At 60.6% G+C, this 17,107-nt stretch carries 16 protein-coding genes; 8 read left to right on the top strand and 8 right to left on the bottom strand.

What is annotated here, in order from left to right; all coding sequences use genetic code 11:
- Window positions 1-5 precede the first annotated feature (5 nt).
- The 8 genes from murJ to ABZS45_RS10580 all read left to right on the top strand — a co-directional run bounded on the left by murJ (window position 6) and on the right by ABZS45_RS10580 (window position 11,788).
- A complete protein-coding gene (gene murJ, locus ABZS45_RS10615; protein ID WP_412099787.1) occupies window positions 6-3,248 on the top strand; it encodes a murein biosynthesis integral membrane protein MurJ in 3,243 nt (1,080 codons plus the stop codon).
- 211 nt (window positions 3,249-3,459) lie between these two features.
- Window positions 3,460-3,996 carry a YceI family protein gene (locus ABZS45_RS10610; RefSeq protein WP_412099786.1) on the top strand — a complete coding sequence of 179 codons (537 nt, stop codon included), beginning with the start codon at window positions 3,460-3,462 and terminating at the stop codon, window positions 3,994-3,996.
- Window positions 3,997-4,264: 268 nt separating this feature from the next.
- On the top strand, window positions 4,265-5,977 hold the full coding sequence (locus ABZS45_RS10605; protein ID WP_412099785.1) for an ATP-binding protein: 1,713 nt from the start codon (window positions 4,265-4,267) through the stop codon (window positions 5,975-5,977).
- A gap of 43 nt (window positions 5,978-6,020) precedes the next feature.
- Entirely contained in the window at window positions 6,021-8,531 is a 2,511-nt protein-coding gene (gene pepN, locus ABZS45_RS10600; protein WP_412099784.1) for an aminopeptidase N, read from the top strand.
- A 152-nt stretch (window positions 8,532-8,683) separates the two neighbouring features.
- Window positions 8,684-9,226, top strand: coding sequence for a sigma-70 family RNA polymerase sigma factor (locus ABZS45_RS10595; protein WP_010188059.1), 543 nt, complete (start codon window positions 8,684-8,686; stop codon window positions 9,224-9,226).
- A gap of 54 nt (window positions 9,227-9,280) precedes the next feature.
- Entirely contained in the window at window positions 9,281-10,207 is a 927-nt protein-coding gene (gene trxB, locus ABZS45_RS10590) for a thioredoxin-disulfide reductase (RefSeq protein WP_412099783.1), read from the top strand.
- 7 nt (window positions 10,208-10,214) lie between these two features.
- Window positions 10,215-10,538, top strand: a complete 324-nt coding sequence (gene trxA, locus ABZS45_RS10585; RefSeq protein ID WP_412099782.1) for a thioredoxin — start codon at window positions 10,215-10,217, stop codon at window positions 10,536-10,538.
- A gap of 65 nt (window positions 10,539-10,603) precedes the next feature.
- Entirely contained in the window at window positions 10,604-11,788 is a 1,185-nt protein-coding gene (locus ABZS45_RS10580) for an N-acetylmuramoyl-L-alanine amidase (RefSeq protein ID WP_412099781.1), read from the top strand.
- 25 nt (window positions 11,789-11,813) lie between these two features.
- Here the strand turns inward: ABZS45_RS10580 and ABZS45_RS10575 are convergent, their stop codons facing one another.
- The 8 genes from ABZS45_RS10575 to rpmH are packed head-to-tail and all read right to left on the bottom strand — an operon-like array spanning window position 11,814 to window position 16,750.
- Entirely contained in the window at window positions 11,814-12,389 is a 576-nt protein-coding gene (locus ABZS45_RS10575; RefSeq protein WP_412099780.1) for a hypothetical protein, read from the bottom strand.
- A gap of 6 nt (window positions 12,390-12,395) precedes the next feature.
- Window positions 12,396-13,451 carry a ParB/RepB/Spo0J family partition protein gene (locus ABZS45_RS10570; protein ID WP_412099779.1) on the bottom strand — a complete coding sequence of 352 codons (1,056 nt, stop codon included), beginning with the start codon at window positions 13,449-13,451 and terminating at the stop codon, window positions 12,396-12,398.
- 6 nt (window positions 13,452-13,457) lie between these two features.
- Window positions 13,458-14,306, bottom strand: a complete 849-nt coding sequence (locus ABZS45_RS10565; protein WP_284763588.1) for a ParA family protein — start codon at window positions 14,304-14,306, stop codon at window positions 13,458-13,460.
- Window positions 14,307-14,316: 10 nt separating this feature from the next.
- Window positions 14,317-14,946 (bottom strand): 16S rRNA (guanine(527)-N(7))-methyltransferase RsmG, encoded by a 630-nt coding sequence (gene rsmG / locus ABZS45_RS10560; RefSeq protein WP_339017070.1) that lies wholly within the window; start codon window positions 14,944-14,946, stop codon window positions 14,317-14,319.
- A gap of 23 nt (window positions 14,947-14,969) precedes the next feature.
- Complete coding sequence (yidC, locus tag ABZS45_RS10555) at window positions 14,970-15,959, bottom strand: membrane protein insertase YidC (protein ID WP_412099778.1); 990 nt, start codon at window positions 15,957-15,959, stop codon at window positions 14,970-14,972.
- 9 nt (window positions 15,960-15,968) lie between these two features.
- Window positions 15,969-16,247 carry a membrane protein insertion efficiency factor YidD gene (yidD, locus tag ABZS45_RS10550; protein ID WP_070444526.1) on the bottom strand — a complete coding sequence of 93 codons (279 nt, stop codon included), beginning with the start codon at window positions 16,245-16,247 and terminating at the stop codon, window positions 15,969-15,971.
- Complete coding sequence (rnpA, locus tag ABZS45_RS10545) at window positions 16,235-16,603, bottom strand: ribonuclease P protein component (protein WP_412099776.1); 369 nt, start codon at window positions 16,601-16,603, stop codon at window positions 16,235-16,237. Before rnpA ends, yidD begins: the two co-directional genes overlap by 13 nt.
- A 3-nt stretch (window positions 16,604-16,606) precedes the next feature.
- The gene (gene rpmH / locus ABZS45_RS10540; RefSeq protein WP_003847033.1) at window positions 16,607-16,750 is read right to left on the bottom strand and encodes a 50S ribosomal protein L34; all 144 of its coding nucleotides are present in this window, start codon (window positions 16,748-16,750) and stop codon (window positions 16,607-16,609) included.
- Window positions 16,751-17,107 lie beyond the last annotated feature (357 nt).

Here is a 17,107-nt window from a genome sequence, read left to right as displayed (position 1 = left end):
TCTCAATGACACATGAACCTAAGTCTGGTGCCCGTCGACGCATTGTCACGCCCTCGCCGCCGGCACCGGTCCCGGAAAAGCGCGCGCCGAGCGGCGTCGTCGCTGTCGACGACGAACTCGAGGACCGTTCGGGACTGAAGGGCAAGTCTGCCTCGGCCCCGAGTGAGTCCGGTGGCGAAAAGAACTCCGACGGCGCCGTCGTCCGCGCGACCGGCTCCATGGCCATTGCGACGTTGATTTCCCGCATCACGGGTTTCATTCGCAACGTGCTCATCGGCTCGTCGCTTGGCCCGGCCATTTCCTCCGCCTTTACCACGGCGAACCAGCTGCCCAACCTCATCACGGAGATCGTGCTGGGTGCGGTGCTGACCTCACTCGTGGTTCCGGTGCTGGTGCGCGCGGAAAAGGAAGATGCCGACCGCGGCGAAGACTTTGTCCGGCGCCTCTTCACACTGGCCTTCTCCCTGTTGGCCACGATCACGGTGCTTTCCTGTATTTTTGCCCCGCAGTTAACGCGCATGATGCTGCCGGAAGACGGCGAGGTCAATGCCGTGCAGGCGACCTCCTTTGCCTACTTGCTGCTGCCGCAGATCTTCTTCTACGGACTCTTCGCGCTCTTCCAAGCAGTGCTCAATACCAAGAACATCTTTGGACCGGGCGCGTGGGCGCCAGTGGTCAATAACATCATCTCGATTTCGGTGCTCGTGGCCTACCAGCTGGTGCCGGGCAGTCTGCATCCCGATGCACCCTCGCCGATCACGGACAGGCACGTGCTGCTCCTCGCGCTCGGTACAACAGCCGGCGTGGTGGTGCAATGCCTCATCCTCTTCCCTTATCTCAAGAAGGCGGGCATCAACCTCAAGCCGCTCTGGGGCCTGGATGACCGCCTGAAGCAATTCGGTGGGATGGCCATGGCGATCGTTGCCTATGTGGCTATTTCCCAGTTGGGTTACGTCATCACCTCCCGCGTGGCGGCGCATGCGGATGAAGGCGCGCCCTTTACCTACCAGCAGGCCTGGCTGCTTCTGCAAGTGCCCTATGGCGTCATCGGCGTCACGCTACTCACCGCGATTATGCCGCGTCTGTCTCGCAACGCCGCAGACGGTGACGTCAAGGCCGTGGTCCGGGATCTCACGCTCGGCACGAAGCTGACGTTTATCGCGCTGATTCCTATCGTCATCTTCATGACGGGCTTCGGCATCCCGATTGCCCGCGGCCTCTTCCAGTACGGCGCCTTCGACGCCGACGCGGCCGAACTGCTCGGCCTCACGCTGAGCTTCTCCGCCTTTACCCTCATCCCCTACGCCCTCGTGCTGCTGCACCTGCGCGTGTTCTACGCCCGCGAAGAAGCGTGGACGCCGACGTTTATCATCGCCGGCATCACGCTGACCAAAGTGGTGCTCTCCCTGCTTGCCCCACACGTGGCGGATTCCCCCGACCGCGTGGTCATCCTTCTGGGTACTGCCAACGGCTTCGGCTTCGTGGCCGGCGCGGTGATCGGCGGCTTCTTGCTCAAGCGCAAGCTGGGCAGCCTGGGCGGCCGCGCAGTCATCGCCACCACCGTGTGGTCGGTGCTGGCCTCCATCGTTGGCCTGGTCGCTGCCTACGCCTTCAACTACGGCATCAACTTCGTGCTCCCGGCCGAGGTTCCGCCGTTTGTGTACCTGCTCAAGCTCGCCGTCGTGGGCCTGGTCTTCGTGATCGTGACCGGCATCGTGCTCTCGCGCTCGGGTTTGCCGGAGGTCATCAACCTAGGCCGCCAGCTGCAGCGCATCCCGGGCATGTCCCGCATCATTAAGATCGAGCATGCCGAGGCCATCGAGGTCGAAGCCCCAGAGCAGCTGGAGTTCCAGCCGATCTTCAGCGTGGATGCCTTCAACTCTTCGCCGGTGCCGCCGCCGATGTCCGCCGGTATCGTGCGCGGACCCCGCCTCGTTCCTGGCGCCCCGGTCTCCGATGGCCGCTTCCGCCTCCTCAAGGACTATGGCTCTGCCCCGGGTACCCGCTTCTGGAAGGCCCGCGAGCAGGCTACCGGCCGCGTGGTATCGCTGACATTCGTGGACACCACGGGCGAGGCCCCCATGGCTCCGGCCACCCCGGCGGTAGCCGCCCGCCGCTCCGCGGAGGTATCCCGCGCCACGCGCCGCCTAGCGGAGATGAAACTGGATGCCATGGCGGAAAACATCGACATCCTGTCCTACCGCCAGGGCTGTCTCGTCGTGGCGGACTGGGTAGAGGGCACCTCCCTGAAGACGGTCTCGGAGGATGAGGACCTCGATCCGCGCGCCGTGGCCCACGCCTTGGTCCCGCTGGTGCGCACCACGGCTGCCGCCCATGCGGCGGACCTCGTGCTGGGCATTGAAAACCGCAACCGCATCCGCATCTCCACCGAGGGCATTGCCACCCTGGCCTTCCCCGCGGTGCTGCACAGCAACGCTGAGGAAACTGACCGCTCGGCGTTGGCCTCCGCAATCTCTCTCCTGGTGGACTCCACTAGCCCAACACCGGAGGTGCTGCAGGAGATCGCTGCCGACGCCGAAGAGGGCCAGGACTCCGATCTCGAGGACATCGCCCACCGCTTGGCGGCCTTCGCCGGCGACGGCGAGGACGGCGAGGAAACCCTCCAGGTACCGGTGGAAGAGACCCCGCGCAAGGAGGACCCGAGCCCTGCACCGGGCTTCGGCGGCCGCGGTTACTCTGGCTCCGGCATCATCGTGCTCGGCGTGCTGGCTACCCTCTTCGTCGTGGCGATGGCCGCGCTCAGCGTGTGGATCCTGTCCCATGTGGGAAATGAAAAGACTTCCCCCGTGATGACGAAGAGCGAATCGACTACTGAAACCTCATTCCCCAACGTGCCGCCGGTGCTCCTGAAAAACGTGAAGACCACCTCCGTTCCGGAGGGCAAGGAAGTATCTGGTTCGTGGTCCACGAAGAAGGCAGACACTGGACTCCTGCTCAGCATTGACAAGCCCACGCAACTCCGCGCGCTACCGCTTCAGCAGAGCAAGTCCACGGGCGCCAAGTATGAGGTCTATGGCGTTAATACCAAGGATTTTGACCCCACGGATCCTAAAACCGCAACGCTGACTGAACTCGCACACGGCACGCTAACGAACGCGCGCCAAGACATCGAGCTCAAGGAGAAGCCCGTGGCCTTCGACGGCGCCCTCATCGTCTTCACCGACATGCCCAAGTCCGGTTCCGTCACATTGAAGGAGGCCACCCTGGTGGGTATCCCCACCAACTAACCCACTACCTCACGCATTCCCCCAGACCTCGATCCCGAAACTCCCTGCGTGCTGACTCAGACGCACCACGCGCTTGACGACGCCCACCTGCAAGTTTCGGGTTCCAGGTCTGGGGCTTTATTGTTCTTGCGATTTCTTCCCTTTACAGATAAGACACGGAGCGTATAATTATTGTTGTCACGTCAACAATCTAGAGAACTGAGGAACCCCCATGACTATCACTGCAGGAACGTACGCACTGGACGCAGCACACACCACTATTGGCTTTGTCGCCCGCCACGCCATGGTCACCAAGGTGCGCGGCAACTTCAACGAGTTCGAAGGCACCCTGACCGTAGGGGAGAACATTACTGACTCCGCCGCCGCCACCGCCACGGTGAAGACGGCGTCCATCGATACCAACAACGCTGACCGCGATGCACACGTGAAGAATGAGGACTTCTTCGATGTTGAGAAGTTCCCGGAGATGACCTTCACCGCGACCAAGTTCGACGTTAACGAGGCAGGCGAGGGCACCGTCACCGGTGATCTCACCATCAAGGGCACCACCAAGTCCGTTGATTTCAAGGTAGAAGACACCGGCGTGGCCGAGGATCCCTTCGGCAACACCCGCTTGGGCTTCGAGGCTAAGACCTCCATTAACCGCACCGACTTCGGCATCGACTTCAACGCTCCGCTGAAGACCGGCGGCGTACTGGTCTCCGAGGAGATCAAGATCGAGCTCGAGGTCTCTGCCATCAAACAGTAAGCCATCAAGCGAGAAACCTCGCCGTAGGAAGTAGTTCTAAGTTGTTGCCCGTAATGCCCATTCCGGCACTGCGGGCAACAACTTTTTAACAACTGGAGGCACATCAATGGAGTAATAAACAACTCTAAAACAACTCCTCAACAACTCGCACAACGCTGTGGCCTGCACTTTTGAGAATTAGCCTGCGTCAAAAGCTGCCATATTAGTCAATAGTTGTTTATTAGTTGTTGCAGAGTTGTTTGAAACAACTCTGCTACACTACGGGGCCATGAGAGAGGACGAACTCGACTTCATCATCCAGGCACTGCGCTCGATTGAAACCGGCGCAACCGCCGATAGCCTGGAATCCGAGATTCTCGATTTTAAAGAAGACCCTGCAGTCCACCCACGAAATCGCAACCCAGACGCAACCCTTGTTGAATTCCTCATCGATGAAGCCGTGTGCTTTTCCAATGCCGATAACGGGAACGCTTTCATTGTGCTTGGAGTCGCAGACAAGAAATCTGGGCCAGAGGCATTTACAGGCACCCAGCGGGAACTGGACTGGCTCATAAGAAAGATCTTTGAAGGAACTCAGCCCAACATCCACGTCGAAGCAGAAGAACTGGAGTGGTGCGGAGCCCGGCTCATCGTTTTGCGCGTTCCCCGTGGCATCACGCTATATCAGCGTCCGAAGGGACAGGCAAGCAAGCGAGTTGGCACTCGCTGCGTACCGCTCACCGAGTATCAACGCCGCGCACTCTTTTTTGAACGCGCCAACCCGGATTACACCGCTCACCCCTCCCGGCGAGGACTTGAGGAACTCGATATGACGGCCGTCGACCAGGCCCGACACCTCCTAGCCCAAGCGAGGGCAATGTCCGGTTCCCAAGAACCTGTTCCCGCAACAGCCCGCGAACTTTTGGGAGAACTAGGGCTGCTCGATGGCTCACAAAACCCCACATACGCGGCCGAAATCCTTTTCATGCCTCCGGTATCCCAGCAAGTCACGGTCCGACATCTCCTCCGTCTTGTCCCTGGCGGTGAGCCGAGAACAACAGAAATCTCTGCGCCCCTCATCACCACATACTTGCGGTTGAAAGAGCTAATTCGAGTCAATGCCCAGCAAGAAGTGGAGCGGATCGCCCTTGCCACGGGTCAAGAAGTATCGATCAAGGCTTTCCCAGACACCGCTGTCGACGAGCTTGTCTCTAATGCCTTAGCCCATCGCGACTGGGACGCATCGGCTGCAGTAGTCATCGACCAATCTCCCATAGCCTTCTCTGTATGGTCACCGGGTGGTCTTCCCACAGGTGTACAACGCGATCGAGTTCTCACAACACAATCAATTCCCCGCAATCCCCGCCTTATGACGGCGTTAAGGATGCTGGGGTTAGCAGAGGAATCCTCCCGTGGATTCGACCGCATGTGGGCATCCATGCTGTCAAGTGGTCGCAATATTCCGGAACTTCGCGCCGAAGAATCCTTCGTCGAAGTTACTTTGTCTTCTGGGCGCGTTGACACCGCGTTCGTTAAGTCCTTGACCGAACTCAAAGGTGCTTTCGGCGCTGAGCCTTTCGACAGCGTCAATGGTCTCATCATTGCCCGTCACCTTATGGACAACCAGATCCTGCTGTGCCACACTGCTGCCCAACTCATGCAAGTCAGCGAAGATCAGGCTGCGGATACGCTTCGGTGGTATGAGAGCCTCGGTTTCGTAGAACAACTACGGGAAGCTCGAGAGTGGATACTTACCACAAAAGCCCGATCGCTGATGGGGCTTCACATAGAAGGACACATTGCAGCGACCTCCGTTCAGGATTGGATCCTGGCTCAACTCAAAGAAAGAGCTGCACTGACCACGCGCGAAGTCGCCGAAGAACTGGGAGTAGACCGGGCAATTGTCACGGGAATACTGCGCCACCTGCGGACTATAGGGCAAGCGCGCATCGATCCTGATGGCCCACAGCGCGGCCCCAACACGCGGTGGATTCTTTCATGACCACCCTGTGATACACACCGCAGCGAGGTTTAAGATGTAGCGCATGACTACCGCAAACCTCACCCATGCAGAAGCTTCCGCCCGCAGCGCCGCGCTGCGCCTGAGCACCTACAAGCTATACCTCGACGTCACGAGCGCGCCGAGCGACGCCGACTCTTACGAGGTCACCTCGCGCATTAGCTTCACCACCACCGAGCACGAGACCTTCGTGGATTACTTGGGCAAGGCCGTGCATACAGTGCACGTCAACGGCGAGGAGGTGGAGAACACCTTCGACGGCGGACGGGTTTACCTGAGCAACCTTCCAGTGGGGGAGGAGCTCACCGTGGAGATCACCGGCTCCTCCTATTACTCCCGCACCGGCCAGGGGCTGCACCGCATGCACGACCAGGCCGATGACACCACGTACCTCTACTCGCACCTCGAGCCATCTGATGCCCGCCGCATCTTCCCCTGCTTTGACCAGCCGGACCTCAAGGCCAGCTACGAGGTGCACCTCACCGGCCCGGAAGGCTGGCAGCTGCTCAGTAACCAACCGGAGGTCAGCCGCGAGAAGACCGAGGGTGGGGAAGTAGCGCACTTTGCACCGACCCCGCTGTTGTCGACGTATCTGACGGCGTTTGCGGCGGGGCCGTACGTCGAGAAGCACAGCACTTGGACTGCACCCGATGGCTCCCTCGACGTGAAGCTGCGCGCCTTCGCCCGCGCCTCCATGGCGGAATACCTGGATGATGAAATCCTGCAGGTCACCGCACAGGGCATGGACTTCTTCCACAACAACTTTGGTTATCCCTACCCGTGGGGCAAGTATGATTCCATCTTCGTGCCGGAATACAACCTGGGTGCCATGGAGAACCCCGGCCTCGTGACCTTTACGGAGCATTACCTCTTCCGTTCCGCCGCCACCCGCGCGCAGCATGCCGGGCGCACGAATACGATCCTGCACGAGATGTCGCACATGTGGTTCGGTGACCTGGTCACCCCGCAGTGGTGGGATGACCTGTGGCTCAAGGAATCCTTCGCGGAGTTCATGGGCGCGGATTCCTCGGTGCATGCCACCGAGTACACCGAGGCCTGGGTCAACTTCGCCGGCCAGCGCAAGAACTGGGCCTACCTACAGGATCAGCTGCCCACCACGCACCCGATCAAGGCGGAGATCCCAGACGTCGATGCCGCGCGCCAGAACTTCGACGGAATTACGTATGCCAAGGGCGCTGCGGTGCTCAAGCAGCTGGTGCACTACGTGGGCCGCGAGAACTTCTACGCCGGTGCGCGCGACTACTTCCAGGAGCACGCCTTTGCTGCCGCCACCTTCGAGGACCTGCTTAAGGCCCTGAAGAAGCACACCGACCGCGACCTCGACGCCTGGTCCACCGCGTGGCTGCGTACCTGGGGCCCGGACACGCTGACCCCGGAGCTGCACACGGATGGCGACAAGATCCACGAGCTCGCCATCACGGTGGAAGCCGAGGACACCACGCGCCCGCACCGCCTCAACGTGGCGCTGTTCGATAACTCCCTCACAAAGTACGCCACCCTCGACGTCGATCTGGAGGGCGAGCGCACTATCCTCGACGAGGCTTCTGGGCTTCAGGCACCGGCGTTGTTGCTGCTGAACGACGGCGACCACACCTACGCCAAGGTCCGCTTCGACGAGACCTCCTTGAAGACCATCCGCACACGCCTGTCTGACGTTCCGGATGAGCTCTCCCGAGCGGTCATCTGGACCTCCCTGTGGAACCTCACCCGCGATGGCGAGTGGCCGGTGCGCTCCTACCTCGACACCGTGCTGAAGCACGCTCCGGCGGAGTCCAACCCGACGCTACTGACCACGGCCTTTGCCAATGCAGGCTATGCCATCGACCACTTCGTTGGCCAGGAAGAACGCGAGGAGATTCGCTCCGATTATGCCGAGCGGCTGTGGGCGGTGCTGCAAGGCGCCCCGGCTGGTTCCGACGCGCAGCTCACCTTCGCACGCGCCACCATCCAGGCACTCGCGGCCACCCCGGAGGAATCCGGCACGCAGCGCCTGCGTGCGCTTTACGACGGCTCCCTCGACGGCCTCGCCCTCGACCCGGATATTCGCTGGGCCATCCTCCGCGCCTTGGCCGCCCGCGATGCCGTCAGCGCCGAGGAGCTGGAAGAAGAGAAGGAGCGCGATAACACCCTCACCGGTGCCGCCGCCTACCTGGGTGCCTCCCACGCCTTCCCATCTGCCGAGGTCAAACGCGAAGTCTTCGACCTCGTGCGCACGCCGGGTAAGTACTCCAACGCGGAGGTGGATTCCCTGCTCGCGGCGTTTAACGCACCGCGCTCAGCCCACCTCACCGAGGCCTTTGCTCAGGAGTATTTCGATTCTCTGGCGACGCTCTGGGAGGAACACCCCATCGAGATTGCTAACCGCCTGGTGCGCGGCCTCTACCCGGATCTCGCAATGGCCGATGCCGCTACCAGAGAATTCTTGAGCAGCGAACGTCCGCGTGCACTTCGCCGCGTGCTGCTGGAATGCCAGGATGCGCTGCGTCGTGCGCACCGTGTCCGTGCCGCGCAGTAAGCGCGGCACGTGAGACGCTTCGCGTAGCGGACAGCAGAATCTTCCCGTAAACTCGCAGACACATTAACGGGGGGACAATCACAAACCATCGGCTTCGGCCGGGGACTGTGTTGACCCACTTGTCATTGCTCAAGTTTCCGGGGGGATTCTTAGTGTCAGCACAGCCGACCGATCGTGAACTCGTCGACGCCTTCATTGGTGGAGATACCAAGGCCTTTTCGGCAATCGTCGAAAAGCACCGCGCGCGCCTGACCGCCATGGCGCGACGCTATACACGCAACGATGATGATGCGCAGGACATTGTGCAGGAGGCCCTGCTCAAGGCCAGCTGCAACATGGCCTCCTACCGGCACGATGCCACCCTGAGCACGTGGCTGCACCGGCTGGTGATGAACTCCGGCTATGACTTCCTCAACCATCGCTCCAACCGGGAAAACGCCTCCCTCGATGCAGAAATCATTGAGGATGACCGCAACTATGCGCTCGCGCACAACCCCAGCGAAAACCTGGCGGAACGCATCACGGTGGCCCAAGCGATGGAAACTTTGCGCCAAGACCAGCGCGAGGCGCTGTACCTCACCGACGTTGCAGGTTATCCCATCGATACGGTGGCTAAGGTGCAAGGCGTGGCACCTGGCACGGTGAAGTCACGGCGAGCTCGAGCTCGGCAAGTGTTGCGTGCGGCGATAGACTGAGGGCGAGTAGAATCTGAGTCTTACTTAAAAAGAATCGTTTCAAGGGAGTTTTTAGTGACTATCCACGATGTCGCCATCGTCGGCTCCGGCCCTGCCGGCTATACCGCAGCGCTCTACGCAGCACGCGCCGAACTCAATCCCATCGTCTTCGAGGGCTTTGAATACGGTGGCGAACTCATGAACACCACCGAGGTAGAGAACTACCCAGGCTTCCAGAAGGGAATCATGGGCCCTGAGCTCATGGAAGAGATGCGCGCCCAGGCCATCCGCTTCGGTGCCGACCTGCGCATGGAAGTTGTAGATTCCATCGAGCTCGAAGGCGAGGTGAAGAAGCTGCACGTGGGCGACGAGGTTTATGAAGCCCGCGCTGTCATCCTCGCTACCGGTGCCGCTCCGCGCTATCTGGGTATTCCGGGCGAATCTGAGCTGACCGGCCGCGGCGTGTCGGCGTGTGCCACCTGCGATGGCTTCTTCTTCAAGGACCACAACATCGCCGTCGTCGGCGGTGGCGATTCCGCCATGGAAGAGGCCACCTTCCTCACCAAGTTCGCCGAGACCGTCACCATTATTCACCGCTCGGAGAACTTCCGCGCCTCCAAGATCATGCTGGAGCGCGCCAAGGAGAACCCAAAGATCAAGTGGCTGACCAACACCACCGTCGAGCGCGTCCTGGAGAAGGACGGCAAGGTCGGTGCTCTCGAAGTCAAGAACGTGCTGACCGGTGAGACCAGCGCGCTAGATCTGACCGCCATGTTCGTGGCCATTGGCCACGACCCGCGCTCCGGCTTCCTCAACGGCCAGGTAGAGACCGATGAGGCTGGCTACGTGGTGGTACAGCAGCCCTCCACTAAGACCTCGCTGCCAGGTGTCTTTGCCTGTGGTGACTTGGTGGATGACCACTACCAGCAGGCCATCACCGCTGCGGGCTCCGGCTGCCGCGCGGCCATTGATGCGGAACATTTCCTCGCCGAGAACCGTTAGTAATCACATGAGCAACATTAAGAACGTCACTACTGATTCCTTCCGCGCTGACGTCGTAGAGGCAGCCAAGCCAGTCGTCGTGGACTTCTGGGCCGAATGGTGTGGTCCGTGTAAGAAGCTGTCCCCAATCCTCGAAGAGGTTGCCGAAGAACTCGGTGAGGACGTCTCCGTAGTAAAGGTCAACGTGGATGAAGAACGCACTTTGGGCGCCATGTTCCAGATCATGTCCATCCCATCTGTGCTGATTTTCAAGGACGGCGAGAAGGTCGATGAGTTCGTTGGCCTGCGTTCCAAGGCCGACATCGTGGCGCAGGTAAAGAAACAGCTCTAACTGGTATTCTTTAACTCGTTGTTGGCGCACTGTAGTGCGCCTCCTTGATCACGAAAGGGGTAGGTGTGAACCGCGTTTTACGTGTAGGTGACCAGAGCGTTCGGGTCGCCGAAGCACGCGCAACCCTTGCCCGCCTCGGCCTGATGACTGATTACCAGGGGACGTTGTCCGACTGGAAGAAGCAAAAGTACTCCGAAGCCGATAAGCACTTTGATAGCGAGCTAGCGGAAGTACTTAAGGCCTTCCAGCAATCACGCGGCATCGTGCCCAGCGGCGATATCGATGAGCTCACCCTGCGTGAACTGCGCCAAGCCTCCTACACCTTGGGCGCGCGCGTGCTGGCCTATGAGCCTGGCAACGTGCAGGTGGGCGATGATGTCTCCCAGTTGCAGCAACAGCTCCAGGAGCTCGGCTTCTACCAGGAGCGCATCGACGGCAATTTCGGTGCCCGCACCTATGCAGCGCTGGCGGAATACCAATTAAACTCTGGACTGCGCAGTGACGGAATTTGTGGCCCGGAAACCATCGACGCGTTGAACCTCTTGGGTCGACGCATCACCGGCGGCTCAGCACACAACATCCAAGAACGTGAACGCGTCCGCAACGCGGGACCCCAGTTGGCCGGCAAACGCGTTGTCATCGATCCCAGCTTGGGCGGTTTCAACAAGGGCCGTACGGTCAAGGGCCGCTTTGGTGACATCACTGAGGAAGAGATCCTCTGGGATTTGGCCGAGCGAGTTGCTGGCCGCATGATTGCCGCCGGCATGGAGACCATCATCTCCCGCCCGCGTACCGATGATCCTTCTATTCATGATCGCGCCGACATTGCCAATGCCTTTGGCGCTGACTTGGTCATTTCGCTCGCCTGCGACGAGTACCCCACAGAGAAGGCCAATGGCGTGGCCACCTTCTACTTCGGTTCGGAGTCCGGCAATTCTTCCCTCATCGGGGAAACGCTCTCCGGCTTCATCCAGCGTGAGATCGTCGCCCGTACCGAACTGGGTAATTGCCGCAACCACGGCCGCACGTGGGCGCTGCTGCGCCTGACCCAGATGCCGGTGGTGCAGGTCGTGCTGGGCTACCTAACCAGCCCCAAGGACGTGGCTATTCTGACCAACCCGGATCGCCGCGATGACATCGCCGAGGCCATCGTCGTCTCCGTCAAGCGCCTGTACCTTCTCGACGATGACACCGCCGTCACCGGCACCTACCGCTTCGACGAGCTGCTGCGCGCGGAGCGCTCGTCCTAACGGGCTTAGGGGAACCATCCTTTATCTAGGCTAGGGCGCGGGCGAGGAGGTCCTCCACAGCGGCAGCCGTCAGCAGATCGAAAGCTGGGGGCAGCTCGAGTCGCAGGCGCGGGGTAATGGGGTGATCACGCTCCACCCTGAAACCGGCGGATTCCAGCGTTTCCACCGGTAGTAGGCCAATACGGCCGGGCTTATCCCGCAGGAGATTCTCGGCGGCGCGAGCATCGCGGTAACCAAAGGCCTCAACGGCGCTGGCTTCGCGGGAGGTGAGGTGCATGATGGTGGCATCGAGAAGCACCGCCTCCAGGCCCTTCGCCGCACGGTGCGATTTCACGAAAAGCGAGGACACCAGCACGGCGTCCTCCGAGACGGGGGAGGTGGGCAGCTTCGCGGCACCGGGAGCGAGGTTGGGCGGACAGAAGAAGACAGTCGCCTCATCGCCCACGGTGAAACCACATTCTCCGCAGCGCAGCAGAGTAGCGCTGATCCATGCTTCTTTCTCAAAAGCGGGATCAGCGACCGTGGACTTGAGCTCCCAGAAGATGGATCGGGCCGCCAAGGGATTGATGGCAACACCTTCCTTGACGGCCTGAACGAGCATGGTCAGCTAGCTGCTTTCCTGGCCCTCAATGAGGGCCAGAATACGCTCAAAGTCTTCCTGATCACCGAATTCGACGACCATCTTGCCCTTGCGCTTGCCCATGGTGACGGTGACCTTGGTGTCGAAGCGATCTGCCAAACGTTCAGCGGAATCGGTGAAGAACTGCGGCTGTGGGGCGGCAGGCTTCTTCGTCGGCTCGGCCGGCTTACCGTCCCGCTTGTACAGGGTGACAGCTTCCTCTGTGGCGCGTACAGACAGGCCCTCGGCCACAATACGGTTGGCAATGAGCTCCATGGCCTCTGGATCCGGCAGGCCCAGCAACGCACGGGCATGCCCACCGGACAAGGTGCCCGCGGCAACGCGCTTCTGCACATTGACCGGCAGTTTGAGCAAGCGAATCATGTTGGTCACCTGCGGGCGGGAGCGGCCGATGCGATCAGCCAACTCGTTCTGGGTTACACCAAATTCCTCCAGCAGCTGCTGGTAGGCGTGCGCCTCTTCTAGCGGGTTGAGCTGCACGCGGTGGATGTTCTCCAGCAGGGCATCCCGCAGGAGGTCATCATCCTTGGTATCGCGCACGATAGCTGGAATGGTGGCCAGTCCTGCCTTAGAGGAGGCGCGCCAGCGGCGCTCACCCATGATGAGCTCGAAGCCGCCTTCCTCGGAAGGCCGGACGACGACCGGCTGCAACAGCCCAAATTCCTTGATGGAGTGGACCAGCTCCGCTAGCTCACCCTCATCGAAGACAGTACGCGGCTGCTTCGGGTTGGGCATGATGTCCCCGACGGAGATCTCGCGGTATGTCGCACCAATCACCGAGGGCTTGGCCTGCCGCTTCTTCGAGCCAGAGGACTGCTGGATGGTGGGAGCACCCTGCACCTTTTTCGGCGCAGATCCGTGAGCCCCGCCTGTCGAAGCGCCAAGGATAATGTCGGCCGCCGAATCCCCCAGGCGCGGCTTACGGGAGGGCGCACCCGGGCCGGACGGAATGAGCGCTGCCAGGCCCTTGCCTAGTCCGCCCTGGCGCTGCTCCGGCTTCTGCTCTGCCTTCTTATCTGCCACGGTGTCCTATCCTTCCAATTCCGCGAAAATCTCTGGGCTCACGCCAATGGCACCCGTGGTGGGGTGCGGCGTGTAATCTCCACGCTTGTCCAGCTCGCGTGCAGCGGCGGAGTAGGCGCGGGCGCCTGTCGACGACGGGTCATAAGCGATAACTGTCTTACCATAGCCCGGCGCCTCCGAAACGCGAACGGAGCGCGGGATAACGTTGCCCAAAACGACGGCGCCGAATTGCTCACGCACCTCATTGGCCACCTGTTCGGCCAGCTTGGTGCGGGCATCGAACATGGTCAGCAGCACACCGGAAATGTGAAGGTCCTCGTTGAGGTGCTCCCGAATCATGGAAATATTGCCCAGCAGCTGGCCCACACCCTCCAAGGCGTAGTACTCACACTGGATGGGAATAATAACTTCTTCTGCACACGTCATCGCATTGATGGTGAGCAGGCCTAGGGAAGGCGGGCAGTCGATAAAGACGTACTCAAAGCCGTGCTCCTCAAGGAAGCCATTGTGCAGAGCGTCATAGAGGCGGAACTCGCGGCGAACCAGCGAAACCATTTCGATCTCTGCACCGGCGAGGTCGATGGTGGCTGGGATGCAGTAGAGGTTCTCATCATCGGGGGAGTGCTGCATCGCATCCTGCGCGCTGCAGTCCCCCAAAAGGACCTCATAGCTGGATTTAGTGCCGGAGGTGTGCTCCGCTCCTACTGCGGTGGAGGCGTTGCCCTGCGGGTCCAAGTCGATCACCAGGACCTTCTTGCCGGCCTCAGCGAGCGCGGCGGCAAGGTTGACGGCGGAGGTGGTTTTACCCACGCCACCCTTCTGGTTCGCGATGGTGATAAGACGAGGATGAGTCATGCCGTCTACTTTAGTTCACGCGCGGGACACGGATAATCGTGGTGCCGTGGATGGTCATGACCTCGGCTTTTCCGCCGCCGGCGCGCTTGATATCAGCAGCATCGCGTTCCAGCTCCTCGTGCACCGAAGAGCCCTTGAGAGCGATCATCTCGCCGCCTTTGCGCACCAGCGGCAGGGACCACTTGGCCAGCTTTCCCAGTGGGGCCACCGCGCGGGAGGTCACGATGTCGGCACCCTTGACTGCCTTCTTCACCGGGCCTTCCTCGGCGCGACCGCGAATGACGGTGACGTTATCCAGCCCCAGTAGGTCGACGACCTCGTTGAGGTAGGTGAAGCGCTTGAGCAAAGGCTCGATGAGGGTGATCTTCAGATCAGGGCGCGCGATAGCGAGCGGGATGCCGGGCAGGCCGGCGCCACTGCCGACGTCGATAAGCGTGGCGCCCTGCGGCATGACTTCGGCGACCACGGCGCAGTTGATGAGATGGCGCTCCCACAGGCGCGGGACTTCGCGGGGGCCTATAAAACCACGAGTGGACCCGTCCGTAGCGAGCGAATCGTGGTATTTCTGCGCGAGCGGCAGACGCGATCCGAATACGTCAGACGGGTCCAGTGGCACAGTGTCGGACACAGATTCAGTCACTGTGAAAACTCCTGGGTTAAGTTCTAGTTATTGTTCTTGCGGCGCTGCTTCTTGGAGCGATTGTCCTTCTTGCGTGCGCCCGGCTTCGGAGCAGAGGTGCGCTTGAGCTCAGCCTTAGCGGCTGCCTCCTCTTCTTCCTCGCGGTCCATCTTGGCGTAGACGATGCGGGTCTGGAAGAAGGTCCACACGGTGTTAGCCAGCATGTAGAAGAGAAGGCCGATGGGCCAGATGAAACCGGAGAAGACCAGCATTGCCGGCATAAACCACAGCATCATCTTGTTCATCATGGCCATCTGCTGCTGCATCATCTCCGCATTCTGACCCTGTGGGGTAGCAGTCTTGCCGGCGGCGCGGCGAGCCTCCTGGCGGTTCAACGTCATGCGAGCGTTGAAGTGCGTCAGCGTCGCAATGATGGCGATGAGCGGCACGATGATGACGGCCGCCTGGGCGGTGGTGGTTTCCTTAACAATTTCCAGCCCCGAGTTGAGGCGCAGGTTGGCCACCAGCGGAACACCAAAGATCTTCGCGTCCACAAACTGCTTCACCAGCTCGGGCTCGAAAATGTAGTTCGCAATGGAGGCGTTCATCTCCTCCGACATTGCTTCACCCGCCGGGTGGCCAATGCCACCGGCGACGGCAACAGTGCGGTCGAAGGAGCGCAGCACGTGGAACAGACCAATGAACATCGGGATCTGCGCGAACATGGGCAGGCAGCCCGCGACCGGGCGCACGCCAGATTCCTTGTAGATGCGCTGCATCTCCTGCGCCGCCTTGGTCTGGTCATTGGCGTACTTGGTGCGCAGTTCCTGGATTTGCGGCTGGATCTCCTGCATCTTGCGGGAGGAGCGCAGCTGCGTGATGGTCGGCTTGACCATGATGGCCTTGAGCGTCCACGTCAGAAGAACGATGGCAATGATCCAGGTTCCGCCCCATGCGGAATCAAGAACGAAGCTCAAGAGCCAATGCCAGAACCACAAGACGGCTGAAATTGGCCAATAGATGAAATTAAGCACGAGAGTTGTTTACCTCAGTTGTTGTTTGGTCGGTACCGGATCAAACCCGCCCGGGTGCCAGGGACCGCACTTGCATAACCTGGCAAGCGCCATGCCCGTCCCCTTGAAGGCTCCATGGATGGAAATGGCTTCGAGGGCATAGGCACTGCACGTCGGTTCAAAACGACAGGTAGAGACCATCTTAAGGCCTGACAAGTGCTTTTGGTAGAAGCGCACCCCGTGAACTAGGACTCTCCCGAAGCCGCGGGCTTCGGGAATCTCCTCACCTTGGGAGTTCAGATATCCCATGTGCTTAGCGCTTTGCGGATATCACGCTCAAGGCGCTCACTGGTGGCACCACCGCTGGCGGGCAAGGCGCGGATAACGATGTCAACGTTGGCGGGCAGCATTGTCCCATTGACACCATCGCGCATGAGGGACATGCACACATGACGAAGCCGCCGGGAGGTGCGGTGGCGAACCACGGCATTCCCGACGGCCTTCGACACGATGAGGCCGAACCGCGGCCCAGTGGCCGCGATGTCGTCTTCACCGTTGTTAAAGCGCAAATGCACGACGACAGTGCGCGTGCCCGCCCGGCGCCCGCCCTTGATGGTCCTCCGAAATTGCCTCGGGGATGTGAGCTTGTGCTGGGCTGGAAGCATGAATTAAGCGGTGAGCTTAGCGCGCCCCTTCTTGCGACGAGCGGCGACGATAGCGCGGCCTGCGCGGGTGCTCATGCGGGTACGGAAGCCGTGCTTGCGAGCACGACGACGGTTGTTCGGCTGGAAGGTACGCTTACCCTTTGCCACGATTAACTCCTTGAAGTTGTTGGTGGATGGCACAGCTTCGCGCCACTGATGGCGGTGGGCTTAAACATCCACTGATGAATGGTGTACGTGGGGATGAGGCTTCGCACTTTAAGCGCCGTAAGGCGTGGCGAGGCATTCCCACATGCAACATGTGCACCATGCACTGTTGCGATAGACCATCACAGGTTACGTGACAGATAGTGCGCGAAACAAATCGACACACTGGGTGTCCCCGAAATTACAAAGATGTTTTTATCCGCAGCTAGAACACCACTTTTCGCCCACATGCTGCGCGGCAAGCGCCCCCTCCTGCTGTCCACCCATCGTGCTGGGCTCCACCGTGTCAAGCGCGCATAA

It is taken from the genome of Corynebacterium aurimucosum (assembly GCF_046895345.1).
GTDB classification, from domain to species: Bacteria; Actinomycetota; Actinomycetes; order Mycobacteriales; family Mycobacteriaceae; genus Corynebacterium; species Corynebacterium aurimucosum_G.
This window is presented reverse-complemented; position numbering and strand designations above follow the sequence as displayed.

Bases quoted from the DNA above. Each gene is read 5' to 3' on its own strand.
- ABZS45_RS10565 (WP_284763588.1), bottom strand. From the start codon at position 14,306: ATGACTCATCCTCGTCTTATCACCATCGCGAACCAGAAGGGTGGCGTG.
- ABZS45_RS10605 (WP_412099785.1), top strand. From the start codon at position 4,265: ATGAGAGAGGACGAACTCGACTTCATCATCCAGGCACTGCGCTCGATT.
- ABZS45_RS10610 (WP_412099786.1), top strand. From the start codon at position 3,460: ATGACTATCACTGCAGGAACGTACGCACTGGACGCAGCACACACCACT.
- murJ (WP_412099787.1), top strand. From the start codon at position 6: ATGACACATGAACCTAAGTCTGGTGCCCGTCGACGCATTGTCACGCCC.
- ABZS45_RS10575 (WP_412099780.1), bottom strand. From the start codon at position 12,389: ATGCTCGTTCAGGCCGTCAAGGAAGGTGTTGCCATCAATCCCTTGGCG.
- trxA (WP_412099782.1), top strand. From the start codon at position 10,215: ATGAGCAACATTAAGAACGTCACTACTGATTCCTTCCGCGCTGACGTC.
- rnpA (WP_412099776.1), bottom strand. From the start codon at position 16,603: ATGCTTCCAGCCCAGCACAAGCTCACATCCCCGAGGCAATTTCGGAGG.
- yidD (WP_070444526.1), bottom strand. From the start codon at position 16,247: ATGGGATATCTGAACTCCCAAGGTGAGGAGATTCCCGAAGCCCGCGGC.
- pepN (WP_412099784.1), top strand. From the start codon at position 6,021: ATGACTACCGCAAACCTCACCCATGCAGAAGCTTCCGCCCGCAGCGCC.